Origin of the sequence: Nostoc sp. UHCC 0302 (assembly GCF_038096175.1) — a bacterium.
GTDB lineage: Bacteria > Cyanobacteriota > Cyanobacteriia > Cyanobacteriales > Nostocaceae > UHCC-0302.
This window is the reverse complement of the sequence record NZ_CP151099.1, coordinates 2,024,525-2,040,850: the sequence shown is the minus strand read 5'-3', so window position 1 is coordinate 2,040,850 and position 16,326 is coordinate 2,024,525. Positions and strand designations below refer to the sequence as shown.

The 16,326-nt window shown below is 37.9% G+C and carries 15 protein-coding genes and 2 pseudogenes; 4 read left to right on the top strand and 13 right to left on the bottom strand.

Going from position 1 to position 16,326, the window contains the following annotated elements; translation table 11 throughout:
• The first annotated feature begins 34 nt into the window (after positions 1-34).
• Positions 35-1,546, top strand: a complete 1,512-nt coding sequence (locus WKK05_RS08550) for an HlyD family efflux transporter periplasmic adaptor subunit (RefSeq protein ID WP_341529316.1) — start codon at positions 35-37, stop codon at positions 1,544-1,546.
• A gap of 40 nt (positions 1,547-1,586) precedes the next feature.
• Complete coding sequence (locus WKK05_RS08545; RefSeq protein ID WP_341529315.1) at positions 1,587-2,375, top strand: peptidylprolyl isomerase; 789 nt, start codon at positions 1,587-1,589, stop codon at positions 2,373-2,375.
• Positions 2,376-2,659: 284 nt separating this feature from the next.
• Here WKK05_RS08545 and WKK05_RS08540 read toward each other — a convergent pair whose 3' ends face one another.
• From WKK05_RS08540 to WKK05_RS08480, 13 genes and pseudogenes are all read right to left on the bottom strand, one after another.
• Entirely contained in the window at positions 2,660-3,442 is a 783-nt protein-coding gene (locus WKK05_RS08540) for a peptidylprolyl isomerase (RefSeq protein WP_341529314.1), read from the bottom strand.
• A 180-nt stretch (positions 3,443-3,622) separates the two neighbouring features.
• Positions 3,623-4,660, bottom strand: coding sequence for an aldo/keto reductase (locus WKK05_RS08535; RefSeq protein WP_341529313.1), 1,038 nt, complete (start codon positions 4,658-4,660; stop codon positions 3,623-3,625).
• Positions 4,657-5,757 (bottom strand): T3SS effector HopA1 family protein, encoded by a 1,101-nt coding sequence (locus WKK05_RS08530; RefSeq protein WP_341529312.1) that lies wholly within the window; start codon positions 5,755-5,757, stop codon positions 4,657-4,659. Before WKK05_RS08530 ends, WKK05_RS08535 begins: the two co-directional genes overlap by 4 nt.
• Positions 5,758-5,829: 72 nt before the next feature.
• Entirely contained in the window at positions 5,830-6,993 is a 1,164-nt protein-coding gene (locus WKK05_RS08525) for a phosphotransferase (RefSeq protein WP_341529311.1), read from the bottom strand.
• 350 nt (positions 6,994-7,343) lie between these two features.
• On the bottom strand, positions 7,344-7,541 hold the full coding sequence (locus tag WKK05_RS08520; RefSeq protein WP_341529309.1) for a hypothetical protein: 198 nt from the start codon (positions 7,539-7,541) through the stop codon (positions 7,344-7,346).
• A gap of 70 nt (positions 7,542-7,611) precedes the next feature.
• On the bottom strand, positions 7,612-7,809 hold the full coding sequence (locus WKK05_RS08515) for a hypothetical protein (RefSeq protein WP_341529310.1): 198 nt from the start codon (positions 7,807-7,809) through the stop codon (positions 7,612-7,614).
• A gap of 70 nt (positions 7,810-7,879) precedes the next feature.
• The gene (locus tag WKK05_RS08510; RefSeq protein WP_341529309.1) at positions 7,880-8,077 is read right to left on the bottom strand and encodes a hypothetical protein; all 198 of its coding nucleotides are present in this window, start codon (positions 8,075-8,077) and stop codon (positions 7,880-7,882) included.
• Between the two features lie 86 nt (positions 8,078-8,163).
• Positions 8,164-8,361: a hypothetical protein gene (locus WKK05_RS08505; protein ID WP_341529308.1), complete on the bottom strand. Its 198-nt coding sequence runs from the start codon at positions 8,359-8,361 to the stop codon at positions 8,164-8,166.
• 837 nt (positions 8,362-9,198) lie between these two features.
• A pseudogene (locus tag WKK05_RS08500) lies at positions 9,199-9,330 on the bottom strand (transposase); the annotation flags it as partial.
• Between the two features lie 16 nt (positions 9,331-9,346).
• Positions 9,347-10,489, bottom strand: a complete 1,143-nt coding sequence (locus tag WKK05_RS08495) for an IS4 family transposase (protein ID WP_341531013.1) — start codon at positions 10,487-10,489, stop codon at positions 9,347-9,349.
• Positions 10,490-10,591: 102 nt separating this feature from the next.
• Positions 10,592-11,158: pseudogene (locus WKK05_RS08490) on the bottom strand (transposase); the annotation flags it as partial.
• Complete coding sequence (locus WKK05_RS08485; protein WP_341531300.1) at positions 11,115-11,255, bottom strand: hypothetical protein; 141 nt, start codon at positions 11,253-11,255, stop codon at positions 11,115-11,117. The gene WKK05_RS08485 and the pseudogene WKK05_RS08490, both read right to left, overlap by 44 nt.
• A gap of 161 nt (positions 11,256-11,416) precedes the next feature.
• Positions 11,417-14,086, bottom strand: coding sequence for a bluetail domain-containing putative surface protein (locus WKK05_RS08480; RefSeq protein WP_341529307.1), 2,670 nt, complete (start codon positions 14,084-14,086; stop codon positions 11,417-11,419).
• 665 nt (positions 14,087-14,751) lie between these two features.
• Here WKK05_RS08480 and WKK05_RS08475 point away from each other — a divergent pair.
• Positions 14,752-15,180, top strand: a complete 429-nt coding sequence (locus tag WKK05_RS08475) for a hypothetical protein (protein WP_341529306.1) — start codon at positions 14,752-14,754, stop codon at positions 15,178-15,180.
• Positions 15,181-15,399: 219 nt separating this feature from the next.
• The gene (crtC, locus tag WKK05_RS08470) at positions 15,400-16,281 is read left to right on the top strand and encodes a cyanoexosortase C (RefSeq protein WP_341529305.1); all 882 of its coding nucleotides are present in this window, start codon (positions 15,400-15,402) and stop codon (positions 16,279-16,281) included.
• Positions 16,282-16,326 lie beyond the last annotated feature (45 nt).

The window sequence follows — 16,326 nt, the reverse complement described above, 5'->3', positions numbered from 1 at the left end:
ATCACTATTGAAAACTCTGCATTGAGAATTGCTTATGCCAAGCCAATATCGCAATTCATCATCGGCGATCGCCAAAACTGAGGATGAAAAAACTACAGTTAGTAAAACTGATGATGCCAACAATTGGTCGTATAGCACCGAAGAACTCTTAGATGCTTTACCCAAAGTTTGGACACGCTCTTTATTGTATGCCCTTGTAGGTTTTACGGCGATCGCTTTACCTTGGGCGATGTTATCGAAAGTAGATGAGACAGGTAGTGCAAGGGGCAGTATCGAGCCGCAAGGTGCAACTCTAAAATTAGACTCTCAAACAGATGGGAGAGTCACATCTGTTAGGGTGAAAGAGGGAGACAAAGTAAAAGCGGGGCAAATTCTGCTGGATATCGAATCTAATATTTTGCAAACACAACTCCAGGAAGCTGAAGCAAAACTCTCTGGACTACAAAATCAGCGATCGCAATTTGATATCCTTAAAAATCAACTACAGTTATCAGTTAATGTACAAGAGCAGCAAAACCAATCTCAAGCTTTAGAAAAAATGTCTCAAGTCAACCAGGCGAAACAAAACCTGGATGCGAAACAAAGTACATATAACTTACAGAAATTAGAAAAACAAGCATTAGTTAATCAAGCACAGCAACAAATTAAAGCATCTCAGGATACTCAAAAATCTGCAAGAAGTCGTTTAAGTATAGATTCCAGACAAGTTGAACGCTTTAGAAAACTGACAACTGATGGTGCAGTTTCCGCAACTCAAGTTGATGAACTCCAAAAAGAACAAGAAGAAAGTAAACAAGTTTACGAAAAAGCTATATCAGATGTTAAACAATCGCAATTGCGTTTAATTGAAGAACAGAATCGTTATCAAACAACTCTGAATCAGTTAGAGTCTGATATTAAACAAGCCAAACTTCGGCTGCAAGAAGAGGAAAATAGTTATCGGAGTTTGCAGCAAACAGGGACACTAGCGCTGCTGAGAAATCAGCAACAACTCAAAGACTTGCAAACAAAAATTGCTGCTCTAGAATCTCAAATTGCTCAAGCTAAAAGCCAAATTGTATCGTTAAAGCTTCAGTTGCAGCAAAGAATAGTGCGATCGCCTGTTGATGGTATGATTTTTGACTTGCCCATTGACAAACCTGGTTCTGTAGTACAACCAGGACAAAGGATTGCTCAAATCGCGCCTGAAAATACTCCTTTAATTCTTAAAGCTGAAATGCCCAGCACTCAAAGCGGTTTCTTAAAGGAGGGGATGCCAGTAAAAATCAAGTTTGATGCTTATCCTTTCCAAGATTATGGAGTAGTACCAGGGCGGCTAGATTGGGTTTCACCAGACTCTAAAGTTACTCAAAGTAACCGAGGTAACACCCAAAATTTTGAATTAAAAATATCTCTGGCTCGTCCTTATATTCAATCTAGAGATAAACGTATTCTCCTAACTCCAGGGCAAACAGCCACAGCAGAAGTAATTATCCGCCAGCGTCACCTGATTGACTACATTTTAGACCCCTTTAAAAAGTTGCAAACTGGAGGTTTAGAACTTTAGTTGTTAGTATTAGACAAGTTAATAGTTGGAGAGTTACCTAATGGAAAAAGATTTAAATATCTTGAGCAAAGACATTCTTGAACAGGTAAAATTTTCATGTCAAATTCCTACTATAGTGGAAGCGATCGCTATTCGTAAAATTATTAAAGCGGCTGCCAATCAAGTAGGAATTAAAACTGAGGCTGAAGAGCTCCAAGAAGCTGCGAACGGTTTGCGTCTAGCCAATAAGCTCCTCAAAGCAGAAAATACTTGGGAATGGCTAGAAAAACATCATCTTTCTCTGGATGATTTTGAAGAGTTAGCATATACCAAACTACTTTCTAAGAAGTTAGCAATACATTTATTTGGCAACGAAGTTGAACGCATATTTTACGAACACCAACTTGATTATACCGGAGCAGTTATATATCAAGTAATTTTAGATGATGAAGACTTGGCTTTAGAACTATTTTATGCTCTACAAGAAGGTGAAATAACTTTCCAAGAACTGGCTCGACAATACATTCAAGAACCAGAAATCCGCCGGGCTGGGGGGTATTTAGGAATCCAGCGTCGGGCTGAAATGAAGCCAGAAATTGCCGCAGCAGTTTTTGCTGCCACACCACCACAAATTCTTAAGCCAATTATGACCCAAAAAGGCGTGCATTTAATTCGTGTTGAAGAAATAATTCAACCACAATTAGATGAGCAACTGCGCGTAAAGATATTAGGTGATTTATTTACGAATTGGTTAAAGCAACAAATAGCAGAACTGAAAATTGTGATTCAAATGGAAGATAAGAATATTCAAACTGAGGTTAATGAGCAAAGAGTAGCAAATGCAAATTAAGGAAACCTAATAAATAATAGGGTGAGAATTTCTTACCCTATTAAATAATATAAAATTTACGTGAGTTCAACGAGTTTCAAAGACCCCTCTCCAAACCTCTCCCCTGAAAGGAGAGAGGCTTATAAATCTTAATTTTCGTTGATATTTAAAGATATTTAAGCCCCTCTCCGCGTCGGAGAGGGGTTGGGGAGAGGTTATCGAACTCACGTTAAATTTTACTGGCGCTACCGGATAAAAGAAGAGATTTATGGCAATATATTAGCTCAGTCGTGCCAATACTAATGTTAATCTTGATATACGATATTGTTCAACTTATTCTGCAACCAAGATTGAAATAAAGATTCCATGATTTGCTCTCTAACTGCTAGGGTTAATTGCAGAGGAAACCACTTTTCAACCTTGACAACGTGATAACCTAATTTAGTTTGAATAGGCCCTAAAATTTCGCCTTCCTCCACATTTTTAATAGCTTCAGCCACATCTGGTATTAGTTCTACCAAAAAGCGAGTCCCGACAAATCCACCTTTTTCTTGCGATGTCTTACCTTTTGAGTATTCCAACGCTAAGGCACAGAATGAAGCGTGTCCCTCGCGTAGTAACTGGACAATTTTCCAAGCTGTTGCTAAGTCTACAACAAGAATCTGCGATATCGCTACTCGTTTGTAGCGATCGCGGTTTCTCATATATTCACCATCTACACTCGGCCCAAACAAAAATTCTTTCAGTTGTTTCTCTAAAAGCCCTATTTTAATTCCTTGTACCCAGTCTTCCATACTAATACGCTGCTGGTCTAACCAAGCGATCGTTTCCTGCATTCCCCATAGCTGATGTTTTTGGCGAAAATCATCTCCAGCTGCTTGTACTTCCTCTTCTGACACAGTAATACCAAACTCTTTGCAAGCGGCTAAAATTTGTGCTTCCCTTTCAGCCAAAGCCAAAAATTCCGCAATCTTAGCCGAACGGCGCAGATATGCAATTACATCTGCATCCGTTGCTGTAGGGATGGATAATGGAGCCAATTCTTGAGCATATCCATTAAGAGTGCTTTCTGACAAATGTTTTTGCATGGCTGTTGTTTTATATAGATGTGTTTTTCAGCTAAAAAACATTTAGTTTGCATATTGAAATGACATCATATTTTGGTGGGGGAGCCACTGTGTTGGGCGGGCAATGCCCGGCTTGTAGCAAGTGGCGTTGGGCATCTTGCCCGCCCTAATTATGCAAGTTAAATGTAGAACAGCTTATTACTACCTAGAACTGCTAACCAATAGCCTTTCTGGTGAAATATCTTGAATCTTCACCCGTCGGCGATGCAAATCTCCATACAGATTAAGATAGTCCAATTCTTCAGGCGTTAGTTTCCCCTTTTGGACACTCGCAACTGCTGCATCAACCTCCTGACGATTTCGTAAACCTGTTAATGCTACATCCACACAGTTCTGGCTTAAAGAATAGCGATATAAATCGGGAACTGAAGGTAGCCAGCATCCAGAGGGTAGTCCAACGGGGGGGTTCCACAGTGGCGGGCCAGACATACCAGCAGATTTAAAGGTGACAATACCAGGTCGATGAGGGTCGTTGGCATCTAAATGAGGGAAAACCTTAGTCTGGGCGGTGCGATGGGCAACGTTGTGTCTGACCATAGCAACATCCAACCAAGGGCTATTTAACCATTGTCTTGCTAAATCGTGGTCATGGAAAGAAGCACCAATGTAACGCACAGCACCCATTTTTTTGAGACGTTCTGAGATACCAAACACTCTTTCTATAGTTCGTTGACAAACTGTATTTGGCCCACGAATATCATCAGAAGCACTAACACACTTTTCAAAAGCACTAGCATTATGCTGGTCAATCCAACCCCAATAAAATACATCAATATAATCAATTCCCAAATCGGCAAACTGATCGAATAAATAACTAAATATTGTCTCTGGAGACTTAACAATATAAGTAACAGTTGCCAAAACTACTTTTTCTCGTACCGAAGATTTACGTCCACATAATTTACGTAGCGTCTCAGCCATTGTGCTGTAAAAATATTGATGCAAATCGCTAGAGTAAAAAAAGTAGTTGATTCCTTGCTCAAAGGCGTAAAGAGTATCTTCACTAGAAATCCGACCACCACCGCCTAATCCTAGACAACTAACTGTTAAGTCAGTCCGTCCAAGTTTACGGTAAAAAGGCAAGTCTGACTGAGGAAATTTACTGTTAGCTTGGGCAATCTCAGCTTCTAAATTTACAGATTGTGGTTCAACTATGGGTGAAAGATTAGTAATTTTCATACTTCTAAAAGTGTATATATATCTTCAGAGTTAGCATTGAGATAAGGACGGTGCAATTCAATTTTCAATAGAGAAAATTGTTGCACAATCTCTTCTAGCCGGACTGACGGCGAATTATCTCCTTTATTCCAAGCTTCTAACAATCCCTTGGCGATTATTTGACAGCGATTTGTGCCAAAACTTTCTTTCTGGGTGAATTTATGGTTTGGTTCTTCGGCGATCGCCAATCCTGGTGCTAATTGCTTGGTAAACAAAGGTACTTCAGGTTTAAAATCAGATTGGTGTTCTATATACACCTTTTGTAATACTGATTGAACAGCTTGGTAGTTATTTTTATTAAAATAAAGTACCGCCGAATCATAACGCCCGTAGTCTTTTGGGTTATATAACGCTTTAAATTTAAAGGGAATCAAAATATGATTTAATTGGGTAGTTAAGCTACGCATAACTGCCAATGCCCCTGCGGAAGTTAAGTTAAAATAGACACGCACTACATCTTCTGAATTACATGGCCCTGCATTGCCAACCGCCATATAAAAGCCATTCTGCACTAAATTCTTGGGCATTTTGATGGCAACCATGTCACCAATAGAAGGACTTTGTATATCTGGTTGGAGATGTTTTGCTGGATTAATATGTAGTGTCAAACCTCCTTGTTGTACAGCTAATGCACCATCTATTTCTTGTTTAACTACTTGCCAACGAGGGCTAAAGTAACCTTCTGTAGTGTTACTTTCGTGGAGGCAATCGTAAAACGCTACGTCCACGCCTAAGTAGGTATTGTTTTCTAAATTCTGATTTACAGCTAAATCATTTTCACTACTATCAATTGCTAAGACAAGTTTCAAAGAAGCATTGTAATATATACCGTAGAGAAAAGTAGACAATCGCTGGTTAAGAAATTTACTTTGTATATTTAAGGGTAAATTTTGAAAGCGGGAAATTACCTCTGGCGGTAATTCTAAAGATTTATAGCTTGGGTGGCTAATACAGAAGTGTGAGTGAATTTCTACTTGATTAACAATGTCAAGCAGTGAAGTCTGCAATGACTCTGGAATAGCTTCTGTTTGAATTTGTGGCGAATCTAATAGTTGCATAATGTCTTTTTCACTACAAATACAGGAGTGTTAGAGTATAAAGAATCAAGAATTTATTTTTCTCATCCACCCTTAAACGGCTATAGCTTTAGACTCTATACCTAAAGCTGATGCTTCCATACCAAAAATTGTGGGAATAGATTGTTCTGGACGACATAGTAAAGATTTAGCAACCTGAAGCATACAGATATCCATATTCCCAAAGGACTTTTGATATTGAAGCCTTGACTGAATAGCAGTAATCAACATCCAGCCAGAATATTGCACGACTCGCCGCATGAAATCAGGACGACGCTGTAAAATTTGAGGGAACTCAGCAGTATAAGCGATCGCCAAAGCTGCAAGAGAAGGTTGCAGTAATTCCAAAGGCGTAGTCGCCATTCGTAAAGACTCATCGATGCTCATCGTCTTACTTGTAATCAAGCTTTTCATCCACATCAGTAGATAGCTACCAATGAGTGTGCCTAAATCAAACGCTGGATCTCCCCAACCGCATCGTTCCCAATCAATAAAACGTACCAGAGGAGATTTAGCTTGCTGCCAATCATTAGACAATAAGATATTGTTTAGCTTTAGGTCATTATGGGTTAAACAACAAGGAGCTAAAGAAGAACCAAGTTCAGCAATTGCTTGCCCTAAGCTGTCATAACGTTGATAAAGACTAAAGAATTTTAAACCATCGGCGGGGACTGAACCAAAAATTTCTGGGCCAATCCGTTCTAAGTTCCGTACCAAATGGGTAACTATATCGAGGGATTGATTATCCTGATTTTGCGAAAAAAAGTCTTGATAATCTTGGCTATTGAAAGTCAATCGATGAATTTTAGCGAGAATCGTGCCGATGGAAGTAGCAATCTGCAAAGGAAAGAGATTTTCCGTAGCGTAGAAGTCCATCAAGTCACGATAATTATTTAAGTAATTTAAAACAATAATTGAATATTCAGGATGAAAGTAAACTCCCTCTGACAGCCAAAAGCGCATTTCGCTTAGTTCGGGGAATTGATGTAAAAATTCCTGAATCTGCCACTCACGCAAAAATTCGCCAGATGTATTTCCGTCTCGGTTACGACGCTCTTGTTTAACAAGGAGTTGGCGATCGCCCAGCAAGGTCAGTAATAAGTTAAAGTTTTTAGCAGATTTGTGTTCGATTTCACAATGAGCTTTATCTTCTACGTTACATATACCCTGCTCAACCAAAAAATCGAAAACATTTTGAGAACCTAATACAAATGTCATGATACAAAACTTTAATCTAAATCAATTTACTTTTTTATTTCAATAGAGACTTGACAATTGTGCAAAACATTGTTCTCACCATCTTTTCTTTATTAGTGAGGTTTTTAGCGTTAGCAACTAAAATCTTATTCCTTGCGATCGCCCTTTTATGGTATTGAAGCTAGGAAAAAGTTAAGTAGGAAGTAAAAAGTTTTGAGAAGCGGGTCTTAGTTAACTGAGACCCGCTATAATTGGATTTAAGAATTGATCCTCAGTCGGAGTTTCTCAAACTCCGATTGAGCTTATTTGTTCCATGCGCTTGGACAAATAATAGCAGTCTTTACCGATAAGGGTTCAAACATTGAATAACCCTACTTGGAGATGGAGACATCGCCACCAACACTGATGAAAGATTTATCAACTGTGTCGGCAGAAATGGAGAGGAGACTGTCGCTACCGCCTAAAGTTACAGTCATTTCGTCATCGTTGAGTTCTTTGAGAAAGGTTTCAGAATCTTCAAACAATTCAGAACCAGTAGGACGCAGTTCGGTAATTTTGATTTCAGCCATGATGTTTTCTCCTTAAACAATCTTGTGTTTGATTTTCTGGTTTGCAATTAGAGTCAAATACTTCAAGACCCTACTTGGAAATAGAGACATCGCCACCAACACTGATGAAAGATTTATCAACCGTGTCAGCAGAAATGGAGACGAGACTGTCGCTACCGCCTAAAGTTACAGTCATTTCGTCATCGTTGAGTTCTTTGAGAAAGGTTTCAGAATCTTCAAACAATTCAGAACCAGTAGGACGCAGTTCGGTAATTTTGATTTCAGCCATGATGTTTTCTCCTTAAACAATCTTGTGTTTGATTTTCTGGTTTGCAATTAGAGTCAAATACTTCAAGACCCTACTTGGAAATAGAGACATCCCCACCTACGCTGATGAAAGATTTATCAACCGTGTCAGCAGAAATCGAGAGGAGACTGTCGCTACCGCCTAAAGTTACAGTCATTTCGTCATCGTTGAGTTCTTTGAGAAAGGTTTCAGAATCTTCAAACAATTCAGAACCAGTAGGACGCAGTTCGGTAATTTTGATTTCAGCCATGATTTTTCTCCTTAAACAATATTGCGTTTGATTTTCTGGTTTGCAATTAAAATTGGTTGCCAATTAGAGTCAAATACTTCAAGACTCTACTTAGAGACGGAGACATCCCCACCTACGCTGATGAAAGATTTATCAACCGTGTCAGCAGAAATCGAGAGGAGACTGTCGCTACCGCCTAAAGTTACAGTCATTTCGTCATCGTTGAGTTCTTTGAGAAAGGTTTCAGAATCTTCAAACAATTCAGAACCAGTAGGACGCAGTTCGGTAATTTTGATTTCAGCCATTTTCTTATCCCTAAAAAGAAGTTTGCAGTTATCTTTGTTCAGGATTAAATTTGCTCTTGCCTTAATCCTTAATTTCATTTTTATCCCAAAAATAAGCAATAGCAAAGCTTTTTTCTAGATTTTTCTTGTCACAACTATTGTTTTTATGTCATAAAATAAGTAGTATTATTTAAACTATAAAAATGTGAAAAATATGTAAAAAGATAGAAGTTTTATATAAGCGATAGTAGTAATTATCATGATAGCGTGTTAATCTATCCAAAGGTGTACGACATTTGATATATAGTTTTAAATAGCTTGATACTAGCTAAATATTTATACCAACTTCACAATATTGACAGTCTTAACATCTGCATTATTTATTACATCATCAGTTTATTTATTAAGCATCTAGTAGCATTTTATAAGTGTTAAACAGCACTTCCATGCACTTTTGGGATTTTGATATTAGCCTTGTATTTTTTAAAATTAGTTTATTGTGAATAAATTGAATAGAGATTGACTACATTTTATCTTCCTATAGACATAAAATTAATTATTTCAGGCAATATTTTGTGAAAATTTTTAGTACAGACATTATTAAAGGAGTTTTGTCAGGAATTCTGTCTTTGTTTTATCTTGCGTTCCATATTTGATTGCACTACCTCTAGCATTCGTCTAAATGGGGTCAGGACTTACGCAGCTGGCACAGCGCGAACGGCATTTATAGTAATTACAACTCGATCTCAAGGTGATAGCAATGCTGGAGACATGGTAATTAACACTAAGAAATTAGGTGTTGCATAATGTTTCACCGTATTTACGACGAGAGCGTTTACTTGAGTCTGGATTTTCTTAAGGGATATATAATGCCGAACTATAGCGGAACTTGGAAATTATGTGCAACTTGACTTGTTGTGCCATCGAGAAAGCGTTATTGTTACCAAAATGGCCATCTACTACCAAGTATGTCAGAGGAATAAAGCTTGAGGGGGGACAAAAAGGGCTAGAATGCAGATAAAATAAGCCTCATAGCCCTTTCTCCTTGTTGATAATACTTACGCTTATTAGGAGCTAGTGTCATTAACTCAGCCACCAATTCATAAGAATTTTCCATGAAATCGACCCAGTTAGACCCATATAATCCAATATAAAAACTGCTATGACGGCGAACTGTCCGCCCAGATTCTTTAATTCTGCCTACATATTTTTGAACACCCATGCGTTTAATTTTTTGACCAGATATAGTTGCAGCCGTGTATGCAAGTGAGATTAATAATATTAGGGAAATTAGCCTTTGACCTGATACATTAGTATCTTCTAAATTATAACCACCGCTTTTAAAATCTCTAAACATTTCCTCAATATCAAAACGTTGTTTATAAGCCTTAATAGCCGAATCTAAATCATCTAAATTAGTCAGAATAAACCAGCCCTCTTCCGGCGCAACTCCAAAACGTTTCCGTTTCCATTTAGTAGCGAGATTAAAGCTAACAAACCCTTGAGATTTCGTATATTTAATACCTTGGTAAAAGAAGGAAAGACCAGGTGCTAAACCCAAATCTCTTAATTGCAGCCAAATTTCTGGTTCTATTTCTATAAATGCGTCCTTTTTTAAGCGTAAGCAGAAATATACTTTCTGCTCTGTGAGCCAGTTAGCCAACTTTATTGAACAAAATTCTCGGTCTCCTAACACTACAATTTTATAATCCTTGAAAATCGGTAATGCTTTTTTAAATACTGCTTCTTGTTCATCAAAATTACTTGAGCCTAACTTGTCTAATAGCTCAAAATATATTGGGATAGACCTTTTGTCCCAAACCACGCTAATCATTAATAGATTAATGCATCCCCAATTAGTCCGATCTATAACTACATAAATAACTTCATTTAAAGGAAAATTTATTTCTAGCCAGCTTTTGATAATTGGAAACCAAATTTCTTCAACATTGATGTAATTTAAAGATAAAAATCGCTGAAGTTTTTTCCTTCTACTTTCAAATAGTATTGGTATTGGTAAAGCAGTCGCTAGCGCCTCAAGGCTAACAGTTTTAATAGATTGTAATAAACAGATAAGGAGTTTTAGTAATAAGTATTCAGTACGTCCAAGCTCTCGCTTGAGGTGTGTCTCGTAGAATTCTGGTAATATTATCATTAAATAGAGCTTATTGCGAATGAATGCTCTTTTTGTTTTACCACAAATTGCTACACTCGTTGCCCTATATCTATTTCAGGGTATTTCGTATCCCCTCAAGGGAATAAAGTTAGCTACTAACTCTAATAGTGAATTAATCATCTTTTTAATTAGTACTAGCTCAGACGTTAATACCACTTCCGTTTTATTTTTGTTCTTACTCACTTTTGGTCGTCCACACCCACGTTTTTCTTGAGATTTTATTTTTTTGATTGGCAACGTGCTATTTATTTCTGTATCGCTCTTAATTACCTGTTCTACTTTAATTTAATAGGAAATGACTGCCTCCCTTGAATGCTCACTAATAATAAGACAAAGAAAGATAACCCTGATATAGGTCTGTTTGCCAGGCTAGAAAAAAATCGCTCTAACCCATACATAAGTCTGTTTCCCTGATTTACTAACAACAACTTCATCTCCAGCCAGCAGATATACTTCCCGCTCTCGCCACAAATGCTTGCGAAAAAATAGCCAAAACAAGGTTGCCTAAGGTATTACTGTATGGAAGAATCTCAAAATTGTTCGGTAACTACCACCCATGCTTCTCCAACGAGAGATTCCCTTCATAGTGACTCTGCCGCTAAGAGCTAACATTGCCAGGATGATTTGGTTCAATTGCCGCATCGTTGTAGCGTTTATCTCCGGCAGGAGGCATTGTAACAATGATAAGATATCGGGCATGGGCGAGGAGTGGTTTTTGAGTTGTCGTTGTGAGAGACAATAACTCTACTACGAAACGCCCTACCTTTTCATGCTCTTATTTTGGCAACGGTATTGATTTAGGTAACCTAGTTTCTTATCCACATGAGTGGAGATTTAACGTTTTGCCTAACAGTCAAGTGTGTGGTTTAATTCCCTTAAGTTGAATTTAGCTAACCTTCGCTAAACAACCGACAGCACACCTAAATTACCCTTGTAACCCGTAATCTCAATAACAGCATCAGTTGCAGCAGAGAATCCATTAGTAGAATCATTCAAAACTAAGAATGTTTGCTGAGTAAAACCCTGAATTAAATTATCAATTGTACCTACACTAAAAGTTGCTGCTTGATTGGCAACAAAAGTAGTTGTATCCAATAATGTTTTAATTTTAGACTCTGTTAAGGTGTCAATAATGCCAAATTGGATAACATCATTAGCAGTATTCACGACATTAGCTGCATCGATAGTATCTACACCAATATTCAGGTCTTTAATAACATCGAAATTAGACAGCAAGGAATCTGTTAAATTCTCAAACACAAATGTATCATGACCATTACTGCCAGTCAGGATATCTGCACCCGCACCACCAATTAGGGTATCATTACCATTGTCACCAATAAGTTTGTCATTCCCGTCAAATCCTGAGAGTTGATCGTCACCGTTGCCACCAAAAAGTTGGTCATCACCATCAAATCCTACTAGATCATCACTGCCATTTTTACCATATATGATGTCTTTACCTGCTAATCCCAGCAGTTCATCGTTGCCATCACCACCAGAGATTTTGTCATTACCAGCATCACCAATCAACTCATCATCACCACTGCCACCGTTGAGGATTAAATCCTGTGGTGGTGCATCATTACTAATAGTCTTTGAAATAAGGTAGTATCCAGTATCATCGTAGTTATAGCTAACAAAAGTATCAATGACACCATCATTATTGTCATCAATCTGCTCAGATATCAGCTTACTGTTGCTATCATAAATGTAGTTAGTGAGTGCATCAATGCTGCCATCGTTGCCATTATCAAAGTTCTTAGTTAATAAATTACTGCTGCTATCATAAATGTATGTAGTGACTGCATCAGTAACGCCATCATTATTATTATCAATTTGCTCTGATATCAACTTGTCGGCAGTATCGTAGCTGTAATTCGTAACTATGTCAATGATGCGATCATTGCTAGCATCAAAGTTTTTAGTTATCAGTTTGCCATCGGCATCATACTTGTAAGTAGTAAGTGCATCAGTGATACCATCATCATTGTTGTCAGTCTGCTCAGATACCAGCTGACCCTTGGCATCGTAGCTGTAAGTGGTGATTGCATCAGCTGTGCCGTCGCCATTGTTGTCATTGCTGGTGCTGATGCGTCCGTAGATAGAAGTTGTAAGGGAATCAACTATGCCATCACCGTTATCGTCCTTACTTTCTGACGTGCGGTTACCGAAGACATCGTAGGTATATCTGACAATAGAGTCATCTGTACCATCGTTATTATAGTCATTGATTTCGGATAATTTGCGACCGTATGCATTGTAAGTAGCTCTGTAAACTTCCTCAACTATACCGTCGCCATCAAAGTCCCTGGTTACCGATGTCAAGTAGCCATTAGCATTGTAGGTAAGGGTTGAAAGATAGTTAACTATACCGTCACCGTTAGATTTAACGCTTACGGATGTCAAATTGCCTTTAGCATCGAATGTATCGGTGGAGATAGAGTCAATTATGCGATCGCCATTATCGTCATAGATATTAGTGTTAGAGATTCGGTTACCTTCAGCATCGAAGGTAATATTATTGACTCGCTCTAGGATGCCGTCGCCATTGTTGTCATAGCTTATAGATGTTTGGTTGCCATCAGCATCGTAGCTATAGCTTGTGACAGACTTAGCTATAACTTCGGCATTACCGTCACTGATAATGTTGGTTATTGATATCAGATTGCCATCAGTATCGTAGTTATAAGTAGAGACAGTTGCCTGAAAGCTTGCTGCGTTACTATATTCGCTTTTGAAAGTTGTCAGTTTGCCATTGACATCATAAGTATAGGTAGATAAAGTTACCTCCTCACCATCGATTACTAAATTGGATGTTAAGCTGCCGTTGCTATCATAAGTGGCTTTGTAACGTTGTGTCTCATCACCATTGTCTTGTCTAGTTCTAGATAAAAGTTTACCGTAAATATCGTAAATATAAGTATCATTAATAACTACTCTACCGTCACCATAATAGTCAGTGCTTTCAAATGTTAAATTGCCTTTGGCATTATATGTATAGGTTTTGACATAATCAAATGTACCGTCTCCATTATTGTCACTGTTTACGGATGTCTGCTTACCGTTTACATCATATGTATAGATTCTGACATCATCAAATGTGCCGTCCCCATTATTGTCATAACTTGTAGTTATCTGGCTACCGTTTGTGTCATATGTAAAGATAGTTAAACTATCAATAGTACCGTCACCATTATTGTCAGTGCTACTGGATGTCAGATTGCCGTTCTCATCATATATATTGCTAGAAATATAGTCTGGCGTGCCGTCACCATTATTATCGGTGCTACTGGATATCAGCTTGCTGTTGTCATCGTATATACTAGTATAAATATAGTCCGGTGTGCCATCACCATTATTATCAGTACGGCTGGATGTCTGGTTGCCGTTGGCATCGTAAAAGTAGGTGGTGACTTTGGTATACTGACCCTCACGATTGTTGTAATAGCTGTCGTATACAATACTATAGGTGATGATTGAATCTACTATGCCATCACTATTGTTATCAATCTTCTCAGAGGCGAGGTTGCCGTTTAAACTGTAGATATAAGTTGTAGTTGATGCCACAATTTTTATTTAGGTCAGGTGAAGATAATTACAGATTGTAGCAAGTACGGTATACTCTCGGACTTCAATTATCTTGCTAGGCATTGACTAAAAAAGTGGACTTATTTCTTAATAATAGAGAATTCTGACTCCTGAATTCCCATACTTTTATGGGAGTGTGACACTTAAGAGCGGGACGCTTTGCGTAGCTTGCTTCCCCCGAGGGGTACGACTGGCGGTAGTTGAATCTCTACTTCGCTCAATTTCCGCGCACTTGTGCTGAGCCTGTCCTGCCCTTCGACTACGCTCAGGAACCGCGTAGCCGTTCGCGTAGCGTCCCGTAGGGAAGTAGCCGAAACTCAGTGCATCGCTGGTAGATGCAACTTGCTTGGGCGTAGGAGTATAAACGGGTTTAAGTTCTTTACTACGAAAGTTCTAATTTCTGTATAAACCACTGATGAATAATTAAAGAAAAACGGCGCTAAATGAAGATATAGCGTTTTACAGTTAGTAACAGCTTAAAAGCGTTCAAAAAACCTGAAATTTGCTGTCTCTCCAGAGAATTAGTGATAATTGTCGATTTTGTCTCTACAGATAGATGAATAATAATTAGCCTTTTAGTATAAGTAAATACTTAAGGGCGCAAATACTTATCAAGTAAAAATTTATAAGGAGAATAATAGTTTATGAAATTGAAAACTGTATGTGCAAGCATAGCAGTCGCTACTTCTATGGCTACAAGTATGATATTTTTTACTCAAGCTGATGTACTGGCTCAAAACAGTCCAACTAAAACCGAACAGGCGAATTCAAAAGCGTCAAAGTCTTTGGACATTCAGTGGTTTTTGGGGATTATACCCTGGCCAAGATGGACTAGAAATTCAAATAGTTACAGTAGTCAAAATTCAGGTAATAGAACTACTTATGCAAATAATTCAAACAATCCCATATCAACAAACATAGGTAACCCAAATAGACCAAAATCAATAGGTACAAATCAAGGATATAACCATAAAAACGTCCCTGTTCCTGTCTTAATACCAGGACTAGCTGCTTTAGGCGCTGGCTTAATACGCAAACATCGCCAAGAGCAAAAGCAAATGGAGATGAAATAAATTACTTCATTACCTCTATAAGTTAAACAGTGAGACGAAGATTACGTTCTCACTGAAACATATTCACATTATTCATAAACCTTTAGCTAACTGATCTTAAACAAATACTAATTTCAGAGCATTCCCTAATTTTATACAGATTGATTAATAGTTTATAAAAATAAGGTTTTAATTACTTTGGATAGCTATAAAAAATATAATCATACAATCAATAAAATATTGTCAACCTATTTAGGTAAAAATCATAATCGAGTTGTTTTATGTGGTTTAGTTGTAGGTTTGTACTATTACTTGTTTTTTTGGTTAAAGATACTGATACAGTTTCTAATTGGTGGTAGCACATTTCCTTTGTTGACAGTTACTGCGGCTTATTTAGGATTACAGGAGTTATGGCAACAGAAAAACGGACTTATTAAGTTAAATCCTTCAACTATGCAACTAAGGCTAGGCCATAGTTTAATTTTATTTGGAGTTGGTCTTTTCCCTTTCAGTCTTAACAAAGGCTGGTCTCAAGCATTAGCTTGGTTAGTAATTTTAGTAGGTATTGTCCTTAGCACTTGGGGGCTAAAATTCTTTACACGCTATCTACGTCCAATTTTTTTGATTGGTTTAAGCATTTATCCTGGTATTCACATTCTACCAGCGTATATATGGCGAGCCTTGACTCCTGAAAGAATGATGGATCACATTCAAGCTTGGAGCGTTAATTTAGCACTTAACGTCATAGGCTATCCAAGCAGTGTAGATGGAACATTGGTTAAATTACCTACAGGTAGTGTAGATATAGGATGGGGTTGTAACGGATTTGATTTGATGGTCTTGATGGTTATGACTAGTCTGTTAATAGGTATAGCTTACAGACTAAAGGGCTTCCAGATATTAACAATAAGCTTTTTGGGATGCATTCTAGCTTTTACTTTTAACACTGCTCGCATTGCATTACTGGCAATCTCTGTTGCTTATTGGGATAGAAGTGCATTTGATTTTTGGCATGATGGTTGGGGAGGACAAATCTTTTCAGCAGCCGTGTTTACAGCGTTCTATTACCTACTTATTCAAATGCGCCTACTAGATTTTGATCGCAAATCTAAACTACAATAACGCGCCCACTATCAATTCAATAGCCAACATCAGCAGAGACTTTGG